General features: G+C 67.5%; 17 protein-coding genes and 1 pseudogene. 11 read left to right on the top strand and 7 right to left on the bottom strand.

Annotation, left to right across the window (positions count from 1 at the left end):
* Positions 1-182 precede the first annotated feature (182 nt).
* The 4 genes from HGB51_RS07940 to gnd all read left to right on the top strand — a co-directional run bounded on the left by HGB51_RS07940 (position 183) and on the right by gnd (position 5,400).
* Positions 183-2,360, top strand: coding sequence for a carboxy terminal-processing peptidase (locus HGB51_RS07940; RefSeq protein WP_070208928.1), 2,178 nt, complete (start codon positions 183-185; stop codon positions 2,358-2,360).
* Positions 2,361-2,485: 125 nt separating this feature from the next.
* On the top strand, positions 2,486-3,223 hold the full coding sequence (locus HGB51_RS07935) for a DUF2242 domain-containing protein (protein WP_070208924.1): 738 nt from the start codon (positions 2,486-2,488) through the stop codon (positions 3,221-3,223).
* Entirely contained in the window at positions 3,223-4,491 is a 1,269-nt protein-coding gene (locus HGB51_RS07930) for a hypothetical protein (protein ID WP_084739074.1), read from the top strand. Before HGB51_RS07935 ends, HGB51_RS07930 begins: the two co-directional genes overlap by 1 nt.
* 3 nt (positions 4,492-4,494) lie before the next feature.
* Positions 4,495-5,400: a phosphogluconate dehydrogenase (NAD(+)-dependent, decarboxylating) gene (gene gnd / locus HGB51_RS07925; RefSeq protein WP_070208925.1), complete on the top strand. Its 906-nt coding sequence runs from the start codon at positions 4,495-4,497 to the stop codon at positions 5,398-5,400.
* Positions 5,401-5,410: 10 nt separating this feature from the next.
* Here gnd and HGB51_RS07920 read toward each other — a convergent pair whose 3' ends face one another.
* Entirely contained in the window at positions 5,411-6,454 is a 1,044-nt protein-coding gene (locus tag HGB51_RS07920; RefSeq protein WP_070208926.1) for an oxidoreductase, read from the bottom strand.
* Between the two features lie 171 nt (positions 6,455-6,625).
* Between HGB51_RS07920 and HGB51_RS07915 the strand changes: the two genes are divergently transcribed.
* Positions 6,626-7,003: a BON domain-containing protein gene (locus HGB51_RS07915; protein ID WP_070208927.1), complete on the top strand. Its 378-nt coding sequence runs from the start codon at positions 6,626-6,628 to the stop codon at positions 7,001-7,003.
* Between the two features lie 145 nt (positions 7,004-7,148).
* Positions 7,149-8,660, top strand: a complete 1,512-nt coding sequence (locus tag HGB51_RS07910; protein WP_171966779.1) for an ATP-binding response regulator — start codon at positions 7,149-7,151, stop codon at positions 8,658-8,660.
* Here the strand turns inward: HGB51_RS07910 and HGB51_RS07905 are convergent, their stop codons facing one another.
* Positions 8,661-9,395, bottom strand: coding sequence for a proteasome-type protease (locus tag HGB51_RS07905; RefSeq protein ID WP_070209413.1), 735 nt, complete (start codon positions 9,393-9,395; stop codon positions 8,661-8,663).
* Between the two features lie 84 nt (positions 9,396-9,479).
* Here HGB51_RS07905 and folK point away from each other — a divergent pair, with 84 nt between their 5' ends.
* A complete protein-coding gene (folK, locus tag HGB51_RS07900; RefSeq protein WP_070209412.1) occupies positions 9,480-9,962 on the top strand; it encodes a 2-amino-4-hydroxy-6-hydroxymethyldihydropteridine diphosphokinase in 483 nt (160 codons plus the stop codon).
* Positions 9,963-9,998: 36 nt separating this feature from the next.
* Here folK and HGB51_RS07895 read toward each other — a convergent pair whose 3' ends face one another.
* On the bottom strand, positions 9,999-10,736 hold the full coding sequence (locus tag HGB51_RS07895; RefSeq protein WP_070209411.1) for a pteridine reductase: 738 nt from the start codon (positions 10,734-10,736) through the stop codon (positions 9,999-10,001).
* 55 nt (positions 10,737-10,791) lie between these two features.
* Between HGB51_RS07895 and HGB51_RS07890 the strand changes: the two genes are divergently transcribed.
* Positions 10,792-11,976, top strand: a complete 1,185-nt coding sequence (locus tag HGB51_RS07890; RefSeq protein WP_084739104.1) for a class I SAM-dependent methyltransferase — start codon at positions 10,792-10,794, stop codon at positions 11,974-11,976.
* Positions 11,977-11,992: 16 nt separating this feature from the next.
* Positions 11,993-12,367: a VanZ family protein gene (locus HGB51_RS07885; protein ID WP_425505364.1), complete on the top strand. Its 375-nt coding sequence runs from the start codon at positions 11,993-11,995 to the stop codon at positions 12,365-12,367.
* A 44-nt stretch (positions 12,368-12,411) separates the two neighbouring features.
* On the opposite strand, the gene HGB51_RS07880 is transcribed toward HGB51_RS07885, so the two are convergent.
* The 4 genes and pseudogenes from HGB51_RS07880 to HGB51_RS07865 form a co-directional block, all read right to left on the bottom strand.
* Positions 12,412-14,748 carry a beta-N-acetylhexosaminidase gene (locus HGB51_RS07880; RefSeq protein ID WP_070209408.1) on the bottom strand — a complete coding sequence of 779 codons (2,337 nt, stop codon included), beginning with the start codon at positions 14,746-14,748 and terminating at the stop codon, positions 12,412-12,414.
* Between the two features lie 113 nt (positions 14,749-14,861).
* Positions 14,862-17,523 (bottom strand): annotated as a pseudogene (locus HGB51_RS07875) (TonB-dependent receptor).
* Positions 17,524-17,633: 110 nt separating this feature from the next.
* A complete protein-coding gene (locus HGB51_RS07870) occupies positions 17,634-18,605 on the bottom strand; it encodes a glucokinase family protein (RefSeq protein ID WP_171966825.1) in 972 nt (323 codons plus the stop codon).
* A gap of 135 nt (positions 18,606-18,740) precedes the next feature.
* Positions 18,741-18,887: a hypothetical protein gene (locus tag HGB51_RS07865; protein WP_171966778.1), complete on the bottom strand. Its 147-nt coding sequence runs from the start codon at positions 18,885-18,887 to the stop codon at positions 18,741-18,743.
* 131 nt (positions 18,888-19,018) lie between these two features.
* Here HGB51_RS07865 and HGB51_RS07860 point away from each other — a divergent pair, with 131 nt between their 5' ends.
* Both HGB51_RS07860 and HGB51_RS07855 read left to right on the top strand, forming a co-directional pair.
* Positions 19,019-20,311, top strand: a complete 1,293-nt coding sequence (locus HGB51_RS07860) for a sugar MFS transporter (protein WP_070209641.1) — start codon at positions 19,019-19,021, stop codon at positions 20,309-20,311.
* A 42-nt stretch (positions 20,312-20,353) separates the two neighbouring features.
* Positions 20,354-21,421: a LacI family DNA-binding transcriptional regulator gene (locus HGB51_RS07855; protein WP_070209643.1), complete on the top strand. Its 1,068-nt coding sequence runs from the start codon at positions 20,354-20,356 to the stop codon at positions 21,419-21,421.
* Positions 21,422-21,426 lie beyond the last annotated feature (5 nt).

Here is a 21,426-nt window from a genome sequence, read left to right as displayed (position 1 = left end):
CAGACGGATCATGGTAGCGCCGGCCGTTGGCCGGCCCAGGCGTTCTGTGAACGTTCCCGTCAGGTGTTCACAATTTGCTACGCCGGCCGAACTACGCTGGAAATCTCCCGCAACTTTCGGCACTGTCGTGTGGTCAGATCCGCACGCAGTCTCTCCCCTGGCAAGGTGCCATGAGCAAGTCGATGAAATTCAAAGCCCCCGCATTCCTGATGGCCCTGGCGCTGAGCGCCCCCCTGGCACTGTCTGCCTATGCCGATTCGCCGGCCCTGCCGTCGGCGGCGACCGCCGACCAGGTCACGACCTCCAAGCTGGTCTACGGGCTGCTTTCGGACAGCCGCTATGCGTACCGGCCGCGCGCGCTGGACGCGGCGACCTCCAAGGACGTGTTCAAGCGCTATCTGGAGTCGCTGGACGGCAGCAAGCAGTTCTTCACCCAGGCCGACATCACGAAGTTCGCGCCGTTCGAGGCCAACATTTCCTCGGCGATCCGCGGTGGTGAGCTGGAGCCGGCGTTCCAGGTGTTCGCGGTGTACAAGCAGCGCGTGGGCGAGCGGGTCGGCTATGCGCGCAAGCTGCTCAAGCAGGATTTCGATTTCAGCAGCGACGAGCGCTTCGAGTACGACCGCAAGGACGTGCCGTGGGCGGCGAGCAGCGCCGAGCTGGATGACCTGTGGCGCAAGTCGGTGAAGAACGACTGGCTGCGCCTGAAGCTGGCCGGCAAGCAGCCGGCCGAGATCCGCAAGACGCTGGACAAGCGCTATGCGCAGCTGGAGAAGTCGGTCAACGAGCTGAAGGGCGAGGACGTGTTCCAGTTCTTCCTAAACGCCTATACCAGCGCCGTCGATCCGCATACCGATTACTTCACCCCGCGTACGGCGGAGAACTTCAACCAGGCGATGTCGCTGTCGCTGGAAGGCATCGGCGCGCAGCTGCAGCGCCAGGACGACATGGTGGTGATCCGCGAGATCATCGCCGGTGGTCCCGCTGCGGTGAACGGCACGCTGAAGCCGGGCGACCGCATCGTCGGCGTGGGCCAGGGCAAGTCGGGTCCGGTCGAGGACGTGATCGGCTGGCGCATCGACGACGTGGTGGCCAAGATCCGCGGCAAGAAGGACACCCAGGTGCGGCTGGAATTCATTCCGGCCGAGGAAGGCGTGGACGGCAAGCCGCACATGCTGGTGCTGACCCGGCAGAAGGTGCGCCTGGCCGAGCAGGCCGCCAAGGGCGAAACCCTGACCATTCCGGCCAAGGACGGTGAGCCTGAGCGCCGCGTGGGCGTGATCAAGCTGCCGACCTTCTACCAGGACTTCGAGGGCCGCCGCCGCAACGCGACCGACTATGCGTCGGCCACCCGCGACGTGGCCAAGCTGCTGGCCGGTTTCAAGAACGACAAGCTCGACGGCGTGGTGCTGGACCTGCGCAACAACGGCGGCGGTTCGCTGGACGAAGCCATCGAGCTCACCGGCCTGTTCATCGAACAGGGTCCGGTGGTGCAGGTGCGCGAGTCCGGTGGTCGGGTCACGGTCAACAACGACCGCAGCGAGGCGGTGGCATGGGATGGCCCGCTGGCGGTGCTGATCAACCGCGGCTCGGCGTCGGCGTCGGAAATCTTCGCCGGTGCGATCCAGGACTACGGCCGCGGCCTGGTCATTGGTGAAACCACCTTCGGCAAGGGCACCGTGCAGAACATCGTCGACCTGGACCGCTGGCCGAGCGGTGAAGCGCAGCGCTTCGGCCAGGTGAAGCTGACCATCGCGCAGTTCTTCCGCGTGAGCGGCAGCAGCACCCAGCACAAGGGCGTGGTGCCGGACCTGGCCTTCCCGGCCAGCGTGGACGCCAGCGAGTACGGCGAAAGCACCTACGACAACGCGCTGCCGTGGACCCGCATCGCTGCCGTGCCGCATACCCAGTACGGCAACTTCGGTCCGCTGCTGCCCAAGCTGGAAACCCGCCACGCCGCGCGTATCGCCACCGACAAGGAATTCCAGTGGTGGAACGAGGACGTGGAGCAGTTCCGCACCGAGGCCGCCAAGAAGTACATCTCGCTCAACGAAGGCGAGCGCCGTGCCGAGCGTGAGCGCCAGGAAACCCAGCGCAAGCAGCGCCAGGCCACCCGCAAGGAGCTCGGCCTGGACCTGGATCCGCTGGCCGACGACAGCAACGACGATGGCCTGACCGGCAACGAGCGCGACATCGTCAAGGACGCCGCACGCGAGAAGGCCGCCGAGAAGCGTCCGGATCCGCTGCTGCGTGAGTCGGCGGCGATCCTGGCCGACGCGGTGAACCTGCTGGCCGAAGACCGTCCGCTGTCGGCGCAGGTGCTGCCGCAGTCGACTGCGGCGGGCCGTTGGGCGGACTGATCGCCCGCAGCGGGTGAATCCCCCTGAAACGAAAGGCCGGCGGAGACGCCGGCCTTTTGCGTTTAGACCCCGCGCATACGCCGCAAGGCCTATGCTTCATGGATAACCCTCCTGCAGGAGCGCCCATGCGGCTGTTACATGCAATTCCGGCCGGTCTGTTGGCCGTTTCCCTGTCAGCCTGCGGTGGAAAGGCCGCGGACAGCACGCTTCTGCGCGAATCCTTCGACTCGGGCGATACCTACTCCCGTACCGTGCCGGGTACCCCGGCCCAGGCCTGCGAGGCGGCGCGACGTACCCTGCTCAGCCAGGGCTACGCGATCGCCCGCGCCGATGCCGATGCAGTGGAGGGCAACAAGAACTTCCAGCCGCGCGAAGACGCGCACGAACAGCTGGTGCTGCGCATTTCCTGCGCGGCGCGCGGCGACGAGGCGCTCGTGTTCATCAGCGCGGTGCAGGACCGCTATGCGTTGAAGAAGAGCCCGACGTCGGCCAGTGTCGGCGTCGGCGCGCTGGGCTCGGTGTCGCTGCCGTTCGGCAGCAATGACGATTCGCTGGTGAAGGTAGCCAGCAGCACCGTGCAGGACGCCGACTTCTACCGCCGCTTCTTCGCCCGCCTGCAGCAGTACCTGCCGGCCGCCAAGGCTGGCACCCCCGAACCGGTACCACCGGCACCGGCCCCGCCGACGCCGGTTCCGGAGCCGCGCCCGGCCGCGGCGCTGCCCCCTGCGGCTGCGCCCGCAGTCATGCCGCCTGCAATGGCGCCGGAACCTGCTCCGAGCGACGTGGCGCCAGCGGTGGATCACGCTGCTGAAGCTGCTGACGTTCCAACGCCGCCAGCTGACACGCCCAACTCGCTGAACTGATCGGAGCCCGGGTGGCGCGTCTGCGACTTCCGGTGCTGGCGATCGTGCTGGTGTTGTCGCTGCCCGCCGCGACCAGCGCCGCGTCCCCCGACTGCGTGCAATCCCTGCTGGAACGCCTGGGCTGGCAGCTGGGCGAGGCCGATGTTGAAGCACCGCGCGTGCACGGTGGCCCGGTCTGCGACCGGGAGACCCTGCGCGACGCGCAGGCGGCCGGCGACCTGCGCGTGCAGCTCCCGCGCGCGTGGTCACCGGCGCAGCGGGCGCCCTTCCTGCGCACCCTGCTCGACGATCCGGCGACGGTCTGTGCGTACACCTTCGAACTGGGCAACGCGACCCGGCGCGCCGCCACCCGGCTGCAGGACAATCCGGGCTACCGCTTCTCCGGACTGCAGCTGGGCTGGATCGGCTTCGGCCCCGGTGGCGCCGCCGCGCAGGGCTGGGAAGGCTTCCGCAGCCTCGGCCGCGGCTATCACCCGGCTGGCCGCAACAGCACGGCCCTGCAGGCGTTCTACGACGGCCGCGTGCGCAGCGAGTGCGGGGTGGGCCGCCAGGTCGCACAGCTGGCGACCCAGCGCGAGCTGTACGGCGACGCCGGCTTCGATGCGGCGTTCAGCCCGGCCGAACTTTCCATCGGCACCTTCCTGACCCTGCACGACACCGACAGCGTCCTGCTCGGAAAGCACGCCGGGGAATTCCTGGCCGACGGCAAGGCGGTGCGTACCTCGCGCATGGGTCGCCAGGCGTTCGTCGGCACGCCAGGTTTCATCGAGCACGTGTTCGACCGCCAGTTCCTCGACGACATCAACAACCAGGCCGAGAACTTCGTGGTGGTGGAGGTCAGCGCGGCGGCGGGAGAGGCGCTGCGCACGCACGGCGGCTTCGCCCACTACGACCGCATCAATCGCCGCATCTGGGAGCTGGCCAGCCAGATTCCCGGGCCGGGGCCGCGCCGCTTCGAGCGGCTGCTGTTCGAGCGCGACCCGGCCCTGCGCGCGTCGCTGCCGGCGCGGCAGCAGCCGGTGCTGGCTGAACTGGACGCCCTGCTGGACGATCCGTTCTACCAGGGGTTCGTGATTTATGTGCATCCGCGCGGTATACGTCCGGTGGGCTATCACGTGGCACGCCTGCTCGACCGCAACCCGCGCACGCCGTTCGCGTTCGAGCTGGGCCTGCACAACCTGCATACCACGCTGTACCGCCGCTGGGTGGACACCCAACTCCAGCAGTGCGCGGCAGCATCGATAGATTCGCAACCCGAGCAGAGGTGAGTCATGGAAATTGCAATGATTGGACTGGGGCGCATGGGCGCCAACATGGCCGAGCGGCTGCATCGCGGCGGCCACCGCGTGATCGGCGTGGACCCGGGCGAGGCCGCACGCGCCAGCGCCGCCGAGCGCGGCTTCGACGTGAGTGCGACCGTAGCCGAAGCATTGGCGAAGATGTCGGTACCGCGCGTGGTGTGGCTGATGGTGCCGGCCGGCGAGGTGGTCGACCAGACCCTGGCCTCGCTGTCGCCGCACCTGTCCGAAGGCGATGTGGTGATCGACGGCGGCAACTCCTATTACAAGGATTCGATGCGCCGCGCCAAGCAGCTGCTTGAAGAAGACGTGACCTACATCGACTGCGGCACCAGCGGCGGCGTGTGGGGCCTGCAGGAAGGCTACAGCCTGATGATCGGCGGCGACACCGACGCGGTGCAGCGCATTGGTGCGATCTTCCGCACGTTGGCGCCGGCCGAAGACAGTGGCTGGGCGCACGTGGGGCCGAGCGGGGCAGGGCACTTCTGCAAAATGGTCCACAACGGCATCGAGTACGGAATGATGCAGGCCTATGCCGAAGGCTTCGCGCTGATGCAGCGCAAGACCGAGTTCAACCTGGACCTGGGTGAAGTGGCCAAGGCGTGGCAGCACGGCAGCGTGGTGCGCTCGTGGCTGCTCGACCTGAGTGCCGACGCGCTGCAGCGCAACCCGCAGCTGGACGGCATCGCCCCGTTCGTGCCCGATTCCGGCGAAGGCCGCTGGACCGTGGCCGAGGCGATCGACCTGGATGTGTCGGCACCGGTGATCACCCTGTCGCTGCTGGAACGCCTGCGCTCGCGCGAAAAGAATTCCTTCAGCGACCGCATGCTCTCCGCATTGCGCAACCAGTTCGGCGGCCACGCGATGATGAAGGAGTAACGCGGTCCGATCAGCGCAGGTCCACGCGCCGGCCGGTGTCGGCGCTTTCGCGGCCGGCTTCCAGCAGGCGCATCAGCTGCAGCGCCTGTTCGGCCGTGACCGGCGGTTCGCCTTCGCCCTCCATCGCGTCGCGGAATGCAGCGTAGAAGCGGCGGTAGTCGCCGAATGCGTTGTCCACGCTGCTGCGCTGCACGTTGCCGTCGTCATCCACCTGCACATGCTGCCCATGCACCGGGTCCAGCCCCCAGCCCGGTGCGCCCGGTGCGATGCCCTGGCGCAACTGGTCTTCCTGCACGTCGCGGCCGTCCTTGAGGTAACTGCCGTGGCTACCGTGCACCGCGAAGCGCGGTGCCGAGGCGGCCACCAGTGAACCGGCATGCACGATCGCGCGCAGGCCGGGGTAGTGCAGCACGGCGTGGAAATAGTCGTCGCTGCGTGCGCCTTCGCGTTGCGCGTCGATGTCGGCACTGATCGCTTCGGGCCAGCCGAACAGCTGCAGCATCTGGTCGAGCAGGTGCGGGCCGAGATCCATCCACAAGCCGCTGCCCGGTGCGTCGCTCTCGCGCCAACGGTCGCGTACCTGCGGACGGAAGCGGTCGAAGTGCGAATGGCATTCGGCGATCCGTCCCAATGCACCGGATTCCAGTACACCGCGCAGGCTGAGGTAATCCGCATCGAAGCGACGGTTCTGGAACACGCTGACCACGCGTTCGGCGCTGCGTGCGGCATCAACCACGCTGCGCGCTTCGGCCGTGCTCAATGCAAAGGGTTTGTCCACCAGTACATGCTTGCCGGCCTGCAACGCCGCCAGTGCAAGCGGTGCATGCTGTTCGTTCGGCGTGGCGATCACTACTGCGTCGACGGCCGGGTCGGCCAGCAGGTCGTCCACCTGCGCGTGCACGTGCACGTCGGTGAACGTGCGCAGCAGGCGGTCGCGCTGCGAACTGACGATGGCGTGCAACGCCAGCCCCGGTGTGTGCTGGATCAGCGGTGCATGGAACACGCTGCCGGCCAGGCCGTAACCGATCAGTCCCACCTGCAGGATCGCGCTCATGAAATCGCCTTTGCTGTGTGCGTGGAGTAAGAATAATTGCAATTGATGCAGTGCGGAAACGTGAACCGTTGGGGTTCAAGCTGACTGGTTCACGGCGATTTGATGTGGCGGCGACGTGTCGTGTACGCATCGCCGCCGACACTGGCGGCACACACCAGGGAGACACCGCACATGACCAACACTACGCGTAATCTGCTTGCTGCTTCGCTCGCCCTCGGCATGGTGTTTGGCTCCGCTTCGGCGATGGCCAAGGATCCGCCGAAGACCACCGACCACAGCGCCATGACCCATGCCGACAAGCATGACTCGGCCGAGCCGGTGACCGACAGCTGGATCACCACCAAGGTCAAGGCCGATCTGCTGGCCAGCAGCAATGTTCCCGGCACCGAGGTGAAGGTGGAAACCGTCAACGGCGTGGTGTCGTTGTCCGGCACCGTGGCCACCAAGGCCGAGCATGACAAGGCGGTCATGACCGCCAAGGGCATCAAGGGCGTGAAGAGCGTCGATGCCAAGGCCCTGACGGTCGCCGGCACTGCCGCCAAGCGCTGATCGGCACCGGAACGTATTCGGAGGGGCGCGCCGCAGGGCGCGCCCTTTTTCATGTCGCGGGGCTGTCCGCTCCTGCCCCGTATTCACGTTGGTGTGGAGTATATTCACGCCATACATGAACCCGGCCGGGGAGGCCGAGTACGCCATGCCACCTATCGGGTCTTCGTTGGGACACCTGCGCATCCTGCTGGTGGAAGATTCGCCTGAAGACGCCGCGCTGATGAGCCGGCAGATGCTCGACGCCGGCCTGCAGGCCAGTTTCGAGCGGGTGGAGACCGCGGCCGAACTGCGCGAGGCGCTGTTGCGCTTCGCCCCGGACATCGTCCTGTCCGAACTGGGCATGCCGGGTTTCGCCGGCACCCAGGCGCTGGAGATCGTGCGCGGATGGCACGCGGACCTGCCCTTCATCTTCGTTTCCGGCACCCTGGGCGAAGAAAACGCGGTGGCCGCCCTGCACCAGGGCGCCAACGACTACATCATCAAGCACCAGCCGGCGCGGCTGCCCTCGGCAGTGGCGCGCGCGGTGCGCGATGCGCGCGGTTCGATCGACCGGCAGCGGGTGGAAGCCGAACTGATGCGCGCGCAGCGGCTGGAAAGCCTGTCGCTGCTGGCGGCCGGTCTCAGCCACGACCTGCGCAACATCCTGCAGCCGCTGCTGATCATGCCGGAGCTGCTCAAGGCGCGGACCCCCGACCCGCAGCTGCATCACCTGGCCGACGTGATCGCCGAGTGCGGTCGGCGCGGGCATGAAATGGCCGAGTCGATGTTGTCGTTCGTGCGCGGGTCGCGCAACACCCGCGAACGCATCCAGGTCGCGCACCTGTTCGAGGCGATCGAACTGCTGCTGCGCAGTACCCTGCCGTCGCAGGTCAGCCTGCACCTGGAGGTGGCCGACCCGGCGCTGGCGGTGGACGCCAACTACACCGAGCTGCAGCAGGTGCTGCTGAACCTCGCGCTCAACGCGATCCAGGCCATGCCCGACGGCGGCCGCCTGACCCTGCGTGCTGAAGCGGACGCCGATCCGCGCGGCCCGGAGCGGCTGCGCCTGTCGGTGAACGACGAGGGCGTGGGCATGGGACCGGAGGTGATGGCGCGCCTGTTCAATCCGTTCTTCACCACCAAGCCCAACGGCACCGGCCTGGGCCTGATTTCATGCAAGCGCATCGTCGAGGGCGCCAAGGGCAGCATCCAGGTCGCCAGCACGCCGGGCGCCGGCAGCTGCTTCGTGCTGCTGCTGCCGGTCCGCGCCGAGGTCGTCGAGGAGGTGCCGCTGGTTCAGCCGGTGGCGGCCGGTACCGGGCAGTCGATCCTGGTGGTGGACGGCGAGGCGACCCGGCTCTCGCTGCTGGGCAACGCGCTGTCCAGCCAGGGCTACCACCTGCAGCTGGCCTCCGACGGCGGCGCGGCGCTGCGCTGGATGCAGCAGGAAGCGATGCCGGCGCTGGTCATTGCCGACGCCGGAGACAAGCTGCTCTCGGCCGGCCACCTGCTCGATGAAATGGCAGCCCTGGGCTACCACGGCCCCGCGCTGGTGCTGGAAGACGTGGACGAACCGGCCCCAGTGCAGGAATACCCCACCGGCGTGAACGTCCACGTGCTGCGCAAGCCGCTGGAAATGCAGCAGGTGTTTCGTTCGGTGGCCGACGCGTTGGGGTGATCACCCCTCCCAGGGAAACCTTGGAAGTGACGCCACCGCCTGTTCCAGGCGCCGCGACCAGTTGCCATGGATCTCCGCATACAAGGGACTGTCGCCGGCCAGCCGCATGCGGTGGCTGATGTGCAGGTCGCCGGCGCGCAGCAGCACCAGGTCCACCGGCAGGCCGACCGACAGGTTGGAGCGGATGGTGGAATCCAGCGACACGATCGCGGTGCGTGCGGCGTCATCCAGGCGGGTCTGCGGGCGGATGATGCGGTCCAGGATCGGCTTGCCGTACTTGGACTCGCCGATCTGCAGGAACGGCGTCTCCGGCGAGGCGGCGATCGCGTTGCCCAGCGGGTAGATCATGTACAGCCCCGGATGCTCGCCGCCGACCTGGCCGCCCAGGATCAGCGTGGCCTGGGTGTTGACCCCGTCGTGGCCGTGCTCGGGGTTGCTGCATTTGACCTGGCTGTCGACCAGCACCCGGCCCACGTACTCGGCGACCTCGAACAGGTGCCGGTAGGCGAGCAGGTTTTCCGGCCGCTGTTCCTCCACGTCGCGGTGCAGCCGCGAGATCAGCAACTGGGTGGTGGCGAGGTTGCCGGCGGCCATGATCACGAAGCTGGCCTGGCCGGGGAACTCGAATTCGTGCAGCTTGCGGTGCACGCGAACGTCGTCCAGCGACGCGTTGGTACGGGTATCGGCGGCGAAGACCAGGCCTTCATCCACCGCAATGCCGACGCAATAGGTCATGTCGGTGTCCTATGATGTGCACCCCGATTCTATGCGGTGACCCTGTTGGTCCCGTGTGGATTCGCCCCACGTACGCTGAATACCATGACCACTGTGCTCCTGAGCCTGGGCAGCAACCTGCAGCCGCAACAGCATCTTCACGCCGCGGTGGCCGTGCTGCGCCAGCGTTTCGGCGATATCCGGGTGTCCCCGGCCTACCGCACCGCCGCGGTGGGGTTCGACGGCCCGGCCTTCCTCAACAATGCGGTGGCGCTGGAAACCGACATGCCACTGGAGGCGCTGGACACCTGGCTGCATGCGGTGGAAGACGCGCACGGCCGCGACCGCAGCGGGCCGCGTTTCAGCGACCGGACCCTGGACATCGACGTGGTGTTCTACGGTGACCTGATCGTGGAAGGCCCCGGCCACCTGCGCATTCCGCGCCCCGAGCTGAAGCACGCCTTCGTGCTGAAGCCGCTGGCAGACATCGCGCCGGACTTCGTGGATCCGGTCAGCAAGCTGGACCTGGCCGCGTTGTGGAAGGCGCACAAACAGTTCGGCGACCCCTTCGAAGTAGTCGAACTGTAGTGCCGGCCGCCGGCCGGCTCCAGGCGATGCCCGGCATCACGACAACATCCGCCCCCCATCGACCCGCAACGTGTGCCCGGTCACAAACGGGGCGTCATTGACCAGCCAATACACCGCCTCGGCGATCTCCTCCACCGTGCCGGTACGCCCCAGCGGGGTGCGCGCCAGCAGCGCCTGCTGCGCATAGTCGTCCTTGCCCTGTTCGGGCCAGAGGATCGCGCCGGGCGCCACTGCATTGACCCGGACCTTGGGCGCGAGCTCCAGCGCCAGCGAGCGGGTGACCATCTCCAGTGCCGCCTTGGCCGCCGCATAGACCGGGTGGTCGCGCATCGGCTGGGTGCCGTGCAGGTCGGTGAGGTTGACGATGCAGCCCTGATGGCGGCGCAGCTGCGGGGCCGCCGCCTGGGCCAGCAGCAGCGGGGCACGGGCGTTGACCGCAAACAGGTCGTCCCACTGGTCGGCGGTGATCTGGCCGAGCAGGGTGGGGTAGAAGTTGGAGGCGTTGTTGACCAGCGCGTCCAGCCGGCCGAACTGGGCCACGGTCTGTTCGACCAGGTCGGGCAGGGCCTCGGCGTCGCGCAGGTCGGCCTGCAGGGCCAGCACGCTGCCCGGGCGCAGCATGTCCAGGTCGAAGGCCATCTGCTGCAGCTCGGTGGTGGAGGTGTTGGCGTGCAGCACTACCGACCAGCCACAGGAATGGAACTGGCGGGCAATCGCGGCGCCGATCCGGCGCGCGCTGCCGGTGATCAGCACGACGGGTGTGGTGGCGGTCATCGGGGCTCCTTGCGGCTCGGCTATGCTGTGCATTGTCACCGCAATCGCCTGCACCATGCATTCTTCACTGCCCACGCCCGATACCGACGCCCTGGCCCACAGCGACGAACTGGCCGCCGCCCTGCGCGCGGAAATCCTCGCCAACGGCGGTGCGATGCCGTTTGCCCGGTTCATGGAGCTGAGCCTGTACGCGCCCGGGCTGGGCTATTACAGCGCCGGGTCCAGCAAGTTCGGCGAGGCTGGCGACTTCACCACCGCGCCGGAAATGGGCCCGCTGTTCACCGCGACCCTGGCCAATGCGATCGCCCCGGTCATGCAGCAGCTCGGGCCGGAAGCGCGGTTCCTGGAGCTGGGCGGCGGCAGCGGCGCATTCGCCGAGATCCTGCTCAAGCGCATGCTGGAACTGGACGCGCTGCCCGAGCGCTACGCCATCCTGGAACCGAGTGCGGACCTGCGCGAACGCCAGCGCGAGCGCCTGGAGCGGGCGCTGGTGCCGCCGCTGTTCGCGCTGGTGGAATGGCTGGACGGACCGTTCGACGACGACTGGGACGGGGTGGTGTTCGCCAACGAAGTGATCGACGCCCTGCCCACGCCGCGCTTCCTGGCGCGCGATGGCATGGTGTATGAGGAAACCGTGGAGCTGGACGCCAACGGCGCGTTCATGCGCGGCGCGCAGCCGGCCGACGCGATGCTGAGCGCGGCAGTGCGCCACCTCGAGCACTACCGCGAAAAGCCCTTCGCCGACGGCTACCGTTCCGAACTGCTGCCGCACCTGCCGTACTGGATCCAGGCGGTGGCCGGCGGACTGAAGCGTGGCGCGATGCTGTTCGTCGACTACGGCTACCCGCGCAACGAGTTCTACAACGACGACCGCGACGACGGCACCGTGCGCGCGTTCTACCGCCACCACGTGCACAGCGACGTGTTCCTGTGGCCGGGCCTGCAGGACCTGACCGCCTCGGTGGACTTCACCGCGCTGGCCGAAGCCGGCACCCATGCCGGGTTCGAGCTGGCCGGCTACTGCACGCAGTCCAGCTTCCTGCTCGGCAATGGCCTGGACGCGCTGTTGGCGCTGGCCGAGGGGCGCGCCGACGAGGTCGGCAAGCTGCGCCTGCGCGACCAGGTCAAGAAGCTCACCCTGCCCAGCGAAATGGGCGAGCGTTTCCAGGTGATGGGATTCCAGCGCGACGTGGATTTCGAACCGGCGTTCGCGCTCGGCGACCTGACCTGGCGCCTCTGAGATGCCGGCCACCGGGATGTTGAAGCCGCTGCGCTTCCCGCGCCTGTGGCTGGGCCTGTGGTGGCTGGCGATCGTGACCACGATCGTGGTCTGCCTGATCCCGCCGCCGCCGCTGGCGTTGCCGCCCAACAGCGACAAGGTCGAGCATTTCCTCGCGTATTTCCTGCTGGCCTCGGCGGCGGTACAGATCTACCGCACGCGCACGGCGCTGCTGTGCGCCGGCGCCGGGCTGGTGCTGCTGGGGGTGGGCATCGAGTTCCTGCAGGGCGCGCTGACCACCAACCGCATGGCCGACCCCATGGACGCGTTGGCCAACAGCGTAGGCGTGCTGGCCGGCATGGCGGTGGTGTTCACCCCGCTGCGCGATCTGTTGATCCGCCTGAAGGGGTAGTGCCGGCCGCCGGCCGGCACCACGGATCGTCGCGGTTGGTGGGGTCAGCGCGGGACGAGGGTCAACTCGTCCAGCACCCACATCGTCGGGCGCGTGTCGCCGGTGAAGCGTACGCAGAGGTCCTGGCGGCCCTTCAGCGAACGCGGCAGCTTGGCTTCCAGGGTGATGAAGCCATCCGCACCCGGCTTCGCCGGCAGCGGCACGCTGGCCAGCGGCTTGCCGTCGCACTGAGCGTTGAGGATGTCCATCTCGCCATGCGCACTGCGCGCCTTCACGAAGCGACGCTGCGGCTCATCATGGGCCAGCTGGAAGTAGTACGGAATCTGCCCGGCACGCACGCGCACGCTGGCGATGCCGTCCACGTCGGCCTGCTCCCACAGCCAGCACGGGTTGAAGATGTTGACGTTGAAGATCGCGCGCGCACCGTCGGCCGGACCGTCGTCTTCCAGCCGCAGAAGAAGCTTGCCTTCGCCCGGGCACATCGCTAGGTGCTCGTCGTTGCGGGTCAGCAGCGACTGCGCGGTGATGTCGAAACGGCTCGCCGCCTTTGCCAGCGCCTGGCCGTTGAAGAAGGTCGCCGCCTGCACGCCCACCGGCAGCGGCTGGGTCAGCGGCACGGTGTAGCGCGGCGACTGTGCGGTCACTGCACTGCCATCCACGCTGTAGCGGATCTCGTAGTTGAGCGGGTTTCGCAGCGCCAGCGTCGCGATGCCGGCCTTGCGGTCGTCCTGGACGTCGGCTTCCACTTCGAACGGCGTCTGCGCATACGCGATGCCCATCGCCTGCCAGCGCTGCAGCTGCGACGGCAGCCGGGCCAGGAAGTCGGCGAAGTTGCGGCGGTCGCGCGGTGTCCAGCCGGTTTCGGCCACCGCGGCCAGGCGCGGGAACACGTTGTGGTGCAGCCGCGCGACGCTGCGGGTGTGCTCGGTGAACATGTTGGCCTGCAGGCCCAGGATGTGCTGTTCCTTGTCCTTGGCCAGCGCGTCGGGCACCGGTTCGAAGCCGTACACGCGGCCCAGCGGCGTGGTCAGCGGGCGGCCCGGCGGCTCGTTTTCCGAGTTGGTCTGCAGGTAGTCCATGTACATGTCGGTCACCGGCGACATCACCACGTCGTGGCCTTCGCTGGCAGCCTTCAGGCCGCCTTCGGTGCCGCGCCAGGACATCACCGTGGCTTCCGGCGGCAGGCCGCCTTCGAGGATTTCGTCCCAGCCGATCAGGCGGCGATCGTGCTGCTCCAGGAACTTCTCCAGGCGCTTGATCAGGTGCGCCTGCATTTCATTTTCGGTGCCGGCGCCGACCTCGCGCATGCGCTCCTGCACGCGCGCGTTGGCCTCCCACTGGTCCTTCACCGCTTCGTCGCCACCGACGTGGACGTACTTGGACGGGAACAATTCGATCACTTCCTCCAGCACGTTTTCCAGGAACTCGAACGTGCTTTCCTCGGTGTTGAACAGGTTCGGGAACACACCCCATTCGCTCAGCGGCTGCAGCGGCGTATCGATCGTGCCCAGCTCGGGGTAGGCGGCAATCGCAGCGGTGGCATGGCCGGGCACGTCCACTTCCGGAATCACCTGGATGTGGCGGGCGGCGGCGTAGGCGATCACTTCACGGATCTGGTCCTGGGTATAGAAGCCGCAGTACGGGCGCGGTGCGCCGGTCACCGGGTCGCGGCCGCCATCGCCGGCCGGAATGCGGCAGCTGCCCACCCCGGTCAGCTTCGGGTAGCGCTTGATCTCCATGCGCCAGCCTTGGTCGTCGGTGAGGTGCCAGTGGAAGGTGTTGAGCTTCTGTTCGGCCATCGCGTCGAGCACGCGCTTGATCTCGTCCAGGCTCTGGAAGTGGCGGGCCGAGTCCAGCATCAGGCCACGCCAGCTGAAGCGCGGCGCGTCGTCGATCTTCAGCGCCGGCACCACGCCGTTGCTGCCGCCGGTGAGCAGCTGCGAGAGGGTGGCCGCACCATAGAACAGGCCGGCTTCGGTCGCGGCCTGCACGGTCACGCCGCGCGCATCGCTGCGCAGCTGGTAACCCTCCGCACCGGTCTTGAGTTTGTCAGCCAGCACGAAGCGGATGCCATCGGTGCCGCGCGCGCTGGCCACGGCCAGTGCCGGGCCGCCGCTGTGCTGCAGCTGGGTGGCGAACAGGCCGGCCACGCGCTGCGCGGCCGCACCCTGCGCACGCAGCGCCGTCGTCGAGGTAACGGTATAGCCCGCGCCTTCAAGGCGTTGCAGCTGGGCGGGGGCCGGAATCAGGGGCAGCGAGCCGGGCAGGGCACGCGGGCCGTCCGGTGCCTGGGCGTCGGTGGCCTGGGCCAGCGGCGCGAGGGAGAGTGCCAGTGCGAACGAAAGCAGCGACAGCGAGGTACGACGGGTGCGGGTCTGCATCGGGTCATTCCTTTGGTGCGGTGTGAAAAAAAACGGGCCCGGATATCCGGACCCGTTTCAGGTGAGGCGCGTTCGGGCGTAGAGCCGGGCTCTGCCCGGCTCCACGCACCCTATCAGTACTTGAAGCGGAAGTTCAGATAGTACTGGCGACCGTTCGAGTAGAACGAAGTCGGGATCGACGCGCTCTGGTAGTACTTGTAGGTCGGGTTGTTGAGGTTCAGGCCGTCCAGGGTGATGCTCATCCACTTGGTCGGCGAGTAGCTCAGCGAGGCCGACAGCGTGCCGAAATCATCCTGGTAGTACGGGTTCGCACCGGACAGGCTGATCAGGAACGAGGAGCGGCGGGTGTAGCTGACGCGCGCACCGAAGGTGTCGTTCTCGAAGAAGGCGCCCACGTTGTAGGTGTTCTTCGAGGTGCCCAGCAGGTTGTGGCTGCCGTCGGCCCAGGTGTGCGCCGAGGTGCCGTTGGCGTAGGTGTAGTTGGCGTTGATGCCGAAGTTCTCGCCGATCGGCTGTTCGTACGCCACTTCCACGCCGGTGACCTTGCCGTCGGCATTGATCGGGGTGGAGACGGCGTAGGTTTCAAGCTGGTTGGTCAACTCGCTGAAGAGCTGCTTGTTGATCACGTCGAAGGCGATGTAGTCCTTCAGGTCGATGTGGTACGCGCCGACGGACAGCAGGCCGCGCGGCATGAAGTACCACTCCAGGTTGGCGTCCAGGTTGGAGCCGATGGTCGGCTTCAGTTCCGGATTACCGCCACCGCCGGTCTTGTTCAGGTCCGAACCCCAGGCAGATGCACCCAGCGCCGAGTAGTCCGGCAGGGTCTGGGTCTGCGACGCGGCTACGCGCAGCACCAGGTTGTCGTCCAGGTCGAACTTGATGTTGGCGCTCGGCAGCACGCGGCTGTGCTTGTTCTGGAAGGCCTGGCGCTGCCACATGCCGAACAGGCTGCTGACGTCGGCGCGGGCCGGGTCGCTCACCGCCAGGTAGGTGTCGATGTCCTGCTTGATGTCCACGTAACGCAGGCCGAAGTTACCGCTCCACCAGTCACCGGTGAAGTTGGCCTGCACGTAGCCGGCGAAGTTCTTCTCCTTCACCTTCCACTCGGCGCCGTAGTTGTGGCGACCGGTCGGACCGTCGTTGTTGGACAGCCAGGTGGAGTTGTTGAGGATCGCGGTCTGCAGCGCGTCCGGGGTGTAGTACCAGATGTCGCGCGGGAAGTTGCCACCGATGCCGCTGGCGAAGTTGCCCGGGTAGTTGCCCGTGGCGCTGCCACGCAGGGCCGACCAGATGTCGCCCGGGCTGGCGCCTTCCGGCGACAGGGCTTCACGTTCGTGGTCGGCGAAGCGCAGGCCGAAGTCGATCGAGCTCAGCGCCACCGTCGCCGAAGTACTGGTTGAAGTCGAGCGAGGCCCAGTCTTCCTGGTCTTCCGCCTTGACCTGCTGGTTGCCCCAGGTGCCGAAGCTGCTCACGCCGTTCGGGCTGGTGTCGCCGCCCACGTTCCAATCCACAGGCGAACCGGCGCCATGCGTGGCCCAGCTGGCGCCGCCGCCCTGGCCCAGGGTCACTTCGGCGATGAACTGGCGCGGGGTCTCGCCGGTACCCTTGGTGGTGCCGGCCTGGAACTTGGCTTCCAGGTTGTCGTTGATCTGCCAGTCGGCGTCGAAGGTGACGTAGCTGGTCTTGGCCGAGGCTTTACGGTAGATCATGTCGTACACGGCGTAGTTGGTACCCGGTACGCCTGCGTAGGTGGCGTTGCTGAGCACGCCGTCGGTGATCGTGTAGCCGGGGTTCGGCGCCTGCGACCGGGCGAAGTTGCCGCCCCACATCATGTAGTTGCGGTTGTAGTTGTTGGCTTCCAGTTCCGAGGTGAAGCCGCTCAGGCCCAGGGTCAGGTTGTCGATCGGCTTCCACTGGAAGGTCAGCAGGCCGCCCTTGCGCTCACGGGTCTGCTCGAACAGCGTCGAACCCAGCAGGCCCGGCACGTTCACGCCGATCAGGTCCGGATTGGTCGCGGCGACCGGATCGGTGGCGGCGATCTTGAAGAAGCCGCCCGGGATTTCCTGTGCTTCGCGGCGCAGTTCGCGCTTCTGGTAGAAGGCCTGCAGCAGCACGCCGAAGGTGTTGCTGTCATTCTTCCAGTTGACCAGGCCCGAGAACTGCGGATCGGTCGAATCAGCCTGGTCCGAACGCACCGCACCGAGCGAGGCTTCGGCGCTGAACGGCTTGGAGAACTGCAGCGGGGTGCGGGTGATGATGTTGACGGTACCGGTGGTGCCGCCGTCCTGCAGCTTGGCCTGCGAGGACTTGTTCACTTCCACCGAGCTGACCAGCTCGGACGGCAGCAGCGAGTAGCTGACGCTGCGGCCCACGTTGTTGCCCTGGCTGAGCACGAACCAGTCGGCCGACCCGACGCTGTGGCCGTCGATCAGGGTCTGGGTCAGGCTCGGGGCGGTGCCGCGCAGGCTGACGCGGTCGGCTTCGTCGAAGCCGCCTTCGTCGGCGCTGGCCGAGCTGATGTTCACGCCCGGCAGGCGCTGCAGGGTGTCGGCCACGTTGTGCGCCGGCAGCTTGCCGACGTCTTCGGCGGTGACCACTTCCAGGCGCGCATTGGCTTCGCGCTTGGTGTCGAGCGACTTCTCCATCGAGCCGCGGATACCGGTGACGGTCACGGTGTCCAGGTCGGTGGCGGTGGGCTGGGCTTCCTGCGCGTGGGCGCCGAACGCGATACAGCTGAAAATGGCTGCCGAAAGCAGGCTGATACGGTGGTTCATGATGTCTCTCCTCATCAATCGTGTGTGCGCCAGCGACGGCGTTCGGTTAGAGATGCGTACAACCTTGCCCAGCGACCGTTGCCGGTGCGCGACTTACTTCTGGAACTGATTCAAGCGTCCGTGCGGCCGAGGTACCAGCTGGCGGCGCCGATGACGCCCAGTTGCCCGTGCTCGACCACCTTCACGGGAATACGTTCCAGCGCCTCGCGCATCGGCCCCTTGTTGAGGTAACGGGCGACGAAGGTGCTGTTCAACAGGAATTCGCGGATCTGCGGCAGGATCCCGCCGGCCAGGTACACGCCGCCGTGGGCGCCGTACTGCAGGGCCATGTCGCCGATGGTGCTGCCGAGCAGGCCGCAGAACACTTCCAGGCTCTGGCGTGCCAGTACGTCCCGGTTGCTCACGGCCGCGGCGGTGATCGCATCGGGGGTGGCCAGCACCGCCGGCTGCCCTTCGATCGCGCACACGGCGCGATACAGGTTCATCAGTCCCGGGCCGGACAGCGCGTGCTCGACCGAGACGTGCGCGTGCTCGCGCTGCATCTGGCGGACGATGGCCATTTCCAGTTCGGTGCTGACCGCCAGGGTCGGCTGGCCCGCTTCGGTGGCCAGCACCACCGCACCGTGCGCGGTGGGGATCCACAGCGCGGCGCCCAGCCCGGTGCCGGGGCCGACCACCAGGGTCGGGCCGCGCGGTGCCGTGGCCGGGCCGGTCAGCTGCAGCACGCCGCTGGCGTCGACCTGGGCAGCGGCATAGGCCACCGCTTCGAAATCATTGACGATGTACACCGCTTCCAGGCCCAGGTCGCGCTCGATCTGGCGAGCCGACAGCGGCCACGGCACGTTGGCGGTGATCACGGTGCCGTCTTCACGGGCGTAGCCGGCCGTGGCCACCACGCAGTGCGCGGGACGCTCGCCGTCGGCGATGAAGGCCGACAGGATCGCGCTCAGGCCGGGGTAGTCGGCATTGCGGAACTTGCGGTACTCCAGCAGCTCCACCGGGTGGGCCGGGTCGGCGCTGGCCTGCACGCGGGCCACGCGGACGTGCGTGCCACCCACATCCGCGGCCAGGAACGGCGGCATCGCGGAGCTGGCATGGGCCGGTATGGCGTGGGCGGCTGCGGTCACTCGGACTCCCCTGGGATGCGTACGGCCGGGTCTGGCCCCGGCGAATGAGCGGAGTCTGTAATCGTTCTGACAACGATGTCAACGATAACCTCAGACTTTCGATGCTGCGCCGCAGCGACCTGCGTCACAAGAAAACGTTTTCATGCCGATGCCGTCATGATTTCGCAAACCCGCTGCAATCCGGGGCCCCGTGAAGGCGCGGCGGGCGCTCGCCGGGTCTTTGCGCAGGTGCAGCATGCGGTTTTCCCGCGCCGTGGACGAAACCAGTTGTTGACAAAGACCGGTGGCCCATCGAATAAATGTGACAACGTTGTTCCCAGCCACTCTTCCGACGCCGCCTGCGTGCCGTCGATGCAGGAGCCTTCCCGATGTCCGCAGTGCCTGCTGCTTCCGCGCGTTCGAGCGTGGCCACCTCGATCCTGATCATTGGCGTGCTGTTCTTCCTGATCGGCTTCTTCACCTGGCTCAACGGCCCGCTGATCACCTTCGTCAAACTGGCCTTCGAGCTGGACGAGGTCGGCGCCTTCCTGGTGCTGATGGTGTTCTACCTGTCGTACTTCTTCCTGGCGCTGCCGGCCTCGTGGATCCTCAAGCGCACCGGCATGAAGAAGGGCCTGAGCCTGAGCCTGCTGGTGATGGCCGCCGGTGCGGTGGTGTTCGCCCACTTCGCGCAGCAGCGCTGGTACCCGGGCGCGCTCAGCGGCCTGTTCATCATCGGCAGCGGCCTCGCCCTGCTGCAGACGGCTGTGAACCCGTACATCAGCATCCTGGGTCCGATCGAGACCGCCGCCCGCCGCATCGCGCTGATGGGCATCTGCAACAAGATTGCCGGCATGATCGCGCCGTTCCTGATCGGCACCCTGGTGCTGCACGGCATCGGCGACCTGTCCGACCAGGTGGCCGCCGCCGATCCGGTGACCCGCAACGCACTGCTGGACACCTTCGCAGCCAAGATCCAGATGCCGTACATGGCCATGGCGGGGCTGCTGGTGGTGCTCGCGGTGGGCGTGCTGTTCTCGCCGCTGCCGGAAATCAAGACCGCAGAAGCCAACGCCACCCCGGCGCGCGCGCCCGGCGTGGCCGAACGCACCAGCATCTTCCAGTTCCCGCACCTGTGGCTGGGCGTGCTGTGCCTGTTCGTATACGTCGGCGTGGAAGTGATGGCCGGTGACGCCATCGGGACCTACGGGCACGGCTTCGGCCTGCCGCTGGACCAGACCAAGCTGTTCACCTCGATCACCCTGTTCGCCATGCTGATCGGCTACCTGGCCGGCCTGGCGCTGATTCCGCACGTGGTCTCGCAGTCGCGCTACCTGAGCATCTCGGCCAGCCTGGGCGTGCTGTTCTGCATCGGCGCGCTGTTCACCCATGGCTATGTGTCGGTGGGCTTCGTGGCCGCGCTGGGCTTCGCCAACGCGATGATGTGGCCGGCGATCTTCCCGTTGGCCATCCGCGGCCTGGGCCGCTTCACCGAAACCGGTTCGGCGCTGCTGGTGATGGCCATCGCCGGTGGCGCGATCATCCCGCAGGCGTTCGCGGTGCTGAAGCAGCATTTCGACTTCCAGTTCGTGTTCGCCGGGCTGATGGTGCCGTGCTACCTGTACATCCTGTTCTACTCGTTGCGCGGCTACCGGATCGGCCTGCCCCGCGACGGGCAGTGATCGGCGATGATGGACGCCCAACCGGTGAGCCAGGAAAAGAGCATGCGTAGAGCGACCATCAAGGATGTCGCCGAGCGGGCCAAGGTATCGTTGAAGACCGTTTCGCGGGTCATCAACAACGAACCGTCGGTGATGCAGGCTACGCGCGCGCGCGTGCTGCGTGCCATCTCCGAGCTGGACTACGAGCCGGATCCCGCCGCACGCAACCTGCGCACCGGCACCACCCTGGTGATCGGGCTGGTCTACGACAACCCGAACCCGTACCACATCATCGGCGTGCAGAACGGCGTGCTCGCCGCGTGCCGCGAAACCGGCTTCGGGCTGCAGATCCATCCCTGCGATTCCAGCTCGCCGATGCTGGCCGAAGAGCTGGCCGACTGGGTGCAGCGTTCGCGCCTGGCTGGCCTGGTGCTGACCGCGCCGATGTCCGAGCGTGCCGACCTGGTGGCTGCGCTGACCGCACGCGGGATCAAGCTGGTGCGCATCATCGCCGCCACCGCCGACCCGCAGGACGGCGCCTGCGTGTTCGTGGACGACCGCGAGGCCGCCTACGAGATCACCGAGCACCTGATCCAGCTCGGCCACCAGCGCATCGGCTTCCTCTGGGGCGGTTCCTCGCACCGCTCCAGCGGCGAACGCCACGCCGGCTACGAAGCGGCGCTGCGCGACTACGGAATTCCGCACGACAAGCACCTGGTGGTGCAGGGCGACTACACCTTCGACGACGGCTTCCGCGGCGCGCGACGCCTGCTGGCGCTGCGCGAACCGCCCACCGCGATCTTCGGTTCCAACGACGAAATCGCCGCCGGCGTGCTTGCCGCGGCCAAGTCGGCCGGCATGAACGTGCCCTACGACCTGTCCATCGCCGGCTTCGAGGACAGCCCGTTCTCGCGGCAGTCCTGGCCGCCGCTGACCACCGCCAAGCAGGCCACCGAAGACATCGCCCGGCATGCCGCACGCCTGCTGATCGCGCAGCTGCGCAGCGACGCCTACGACGACGCGCCGCTGCAGCTGCAGAACCAGGGCTTCGTGCCGCAGCTGATCGTGCGCGGTTCCACTGCCCCGATGCGGCCGTTGGCCGCGCGTCCCCCCACCCCCGAAACCACCTGAGTCCC

Origin of the sequence: Stenotrophomonas bentonitica, from assembly GCF_013185915.1 — a bacterium.
GTDB classification, from domain to species: domain Bacteria; phylum Pseudomonadota; class Gammaproteobacteria; order Xanthomonadales; family Xanthomonadaceae; genus Stenotrophomonas; species Stenotrophomonas bentonitica.
The sequence above is the reverse complement of the archived record's forward strand: the minus strand, read 5'-3'. Positions and strand labels throughout refer to the sequence as shown.

Coding starts and splice junctions, on each gene's coding strand:
- HGB51_RS07940 (WP_070208928.1), top strand. CDS start 183: ATGAAATTCAAAGCCCCCGCATTCCTGATGGCCCTGGCGCTGAGCGCC.
- HGB51_RS07935 (WP_070208924.1), top strand. CDS start 2,486: ATGCGGCTGTTACATGCAATTCCGGCCGGTCTGTTGGCCGTTTCCCTG.
- gnd (WP_070208925.1), top strand. CDS start 4,495: ATGGAAATTGCAATGATTGGACTGGGGCGCATGGGCGCCAACATGGCC.
- HGB51_RS07920 (WP_070208926.1), bottom strand. CDS start 6,454: ATGAGCGCGATCCTGCAGGTGGGACTGATCGGTTACGGCCTGGCCGGC.
- HGB51_RS07915 (WP_070208927.1), top strand. CDS start 6,626: ATGACCAACACTACGCGTAATCTGCTTGCTGCTTCGCTCGCCCTCGGC.
- HGB51_RS07910 (WP_171966779.1), top strand. CDS start 7,149: ATGCCACCTATCGGGTCTTCGTTGGGACACCTGCGCATCCTGCTGGTG.
- HGB51_RS07905 (WP_070209413.1), bottom strand. CDS start 9,395: ATGACCTATTGCGTCGGCATTGCGGTGGATGAAGGCCTGGTCTTCGCC.
- folK (WP_070209412.1), top strand. CDS start 9,480: ATGACCACTGTGCTCCTGAGCCTGGGCAGCAACCTGCAGCCGCAACAG.
- HGB51_RS07895 (WP_070209411.1), bottom strand. CDS start 10,736: ATGACCGCCACCACACCCGTCGTGCTGATCACCGGCAGCGCGCGCCGG.
- HGB51_RS07890 (WP_084739104.1), top strand. CDS start 10,792: ATGCATTCTTCACTGCCCACGCCCGATACCGACGCCCTGGCCCACAGC.
- HGB51_RS07885 (WP_425505364.1), top strand. CDS start 11,993: ATGTTGAAGCCGCTGCGCTTCCCGCGCCTGTGGCTGGGCCTGTGGTGG.
- HGB51_RS07880 (WP_070209408.1), bottom strand. CDS start 14,748: ATGCAGACCCGCACCCGTCGTACCTCGCTGTCGCTGCTTTCGTTCGCA.
- HGB51_RS07870 (WP_171966825.1), bottom strand. CDS start 18,605: ATGCCGCCGTTCCTGGCCGCGGATGTGGGTGGCACGCACGTCCGCGTG.
- HGB51_RS07865 (WP_171966778.1), bottom strand. CDS start 18,887: ATGCTGCACCTGCGCAAAGACCCGGCGAGCGCCCGCCGCGCCTTCACG.
- HGB51_RS07860 (WP_070209641.1), top strand. CDS start 19,019: ATGTCCGCAGTGCCTGCTGCTTCCGCGCGTTCGAGCGTGGCCACCTCG.
- HGB51_RS07855 (WP_070209643.1), top strand. CDS start 20,354: ATGCGTAGAGCGACCATCAAGGATGTCGCCGAGCGGGCCAAGGTATCG.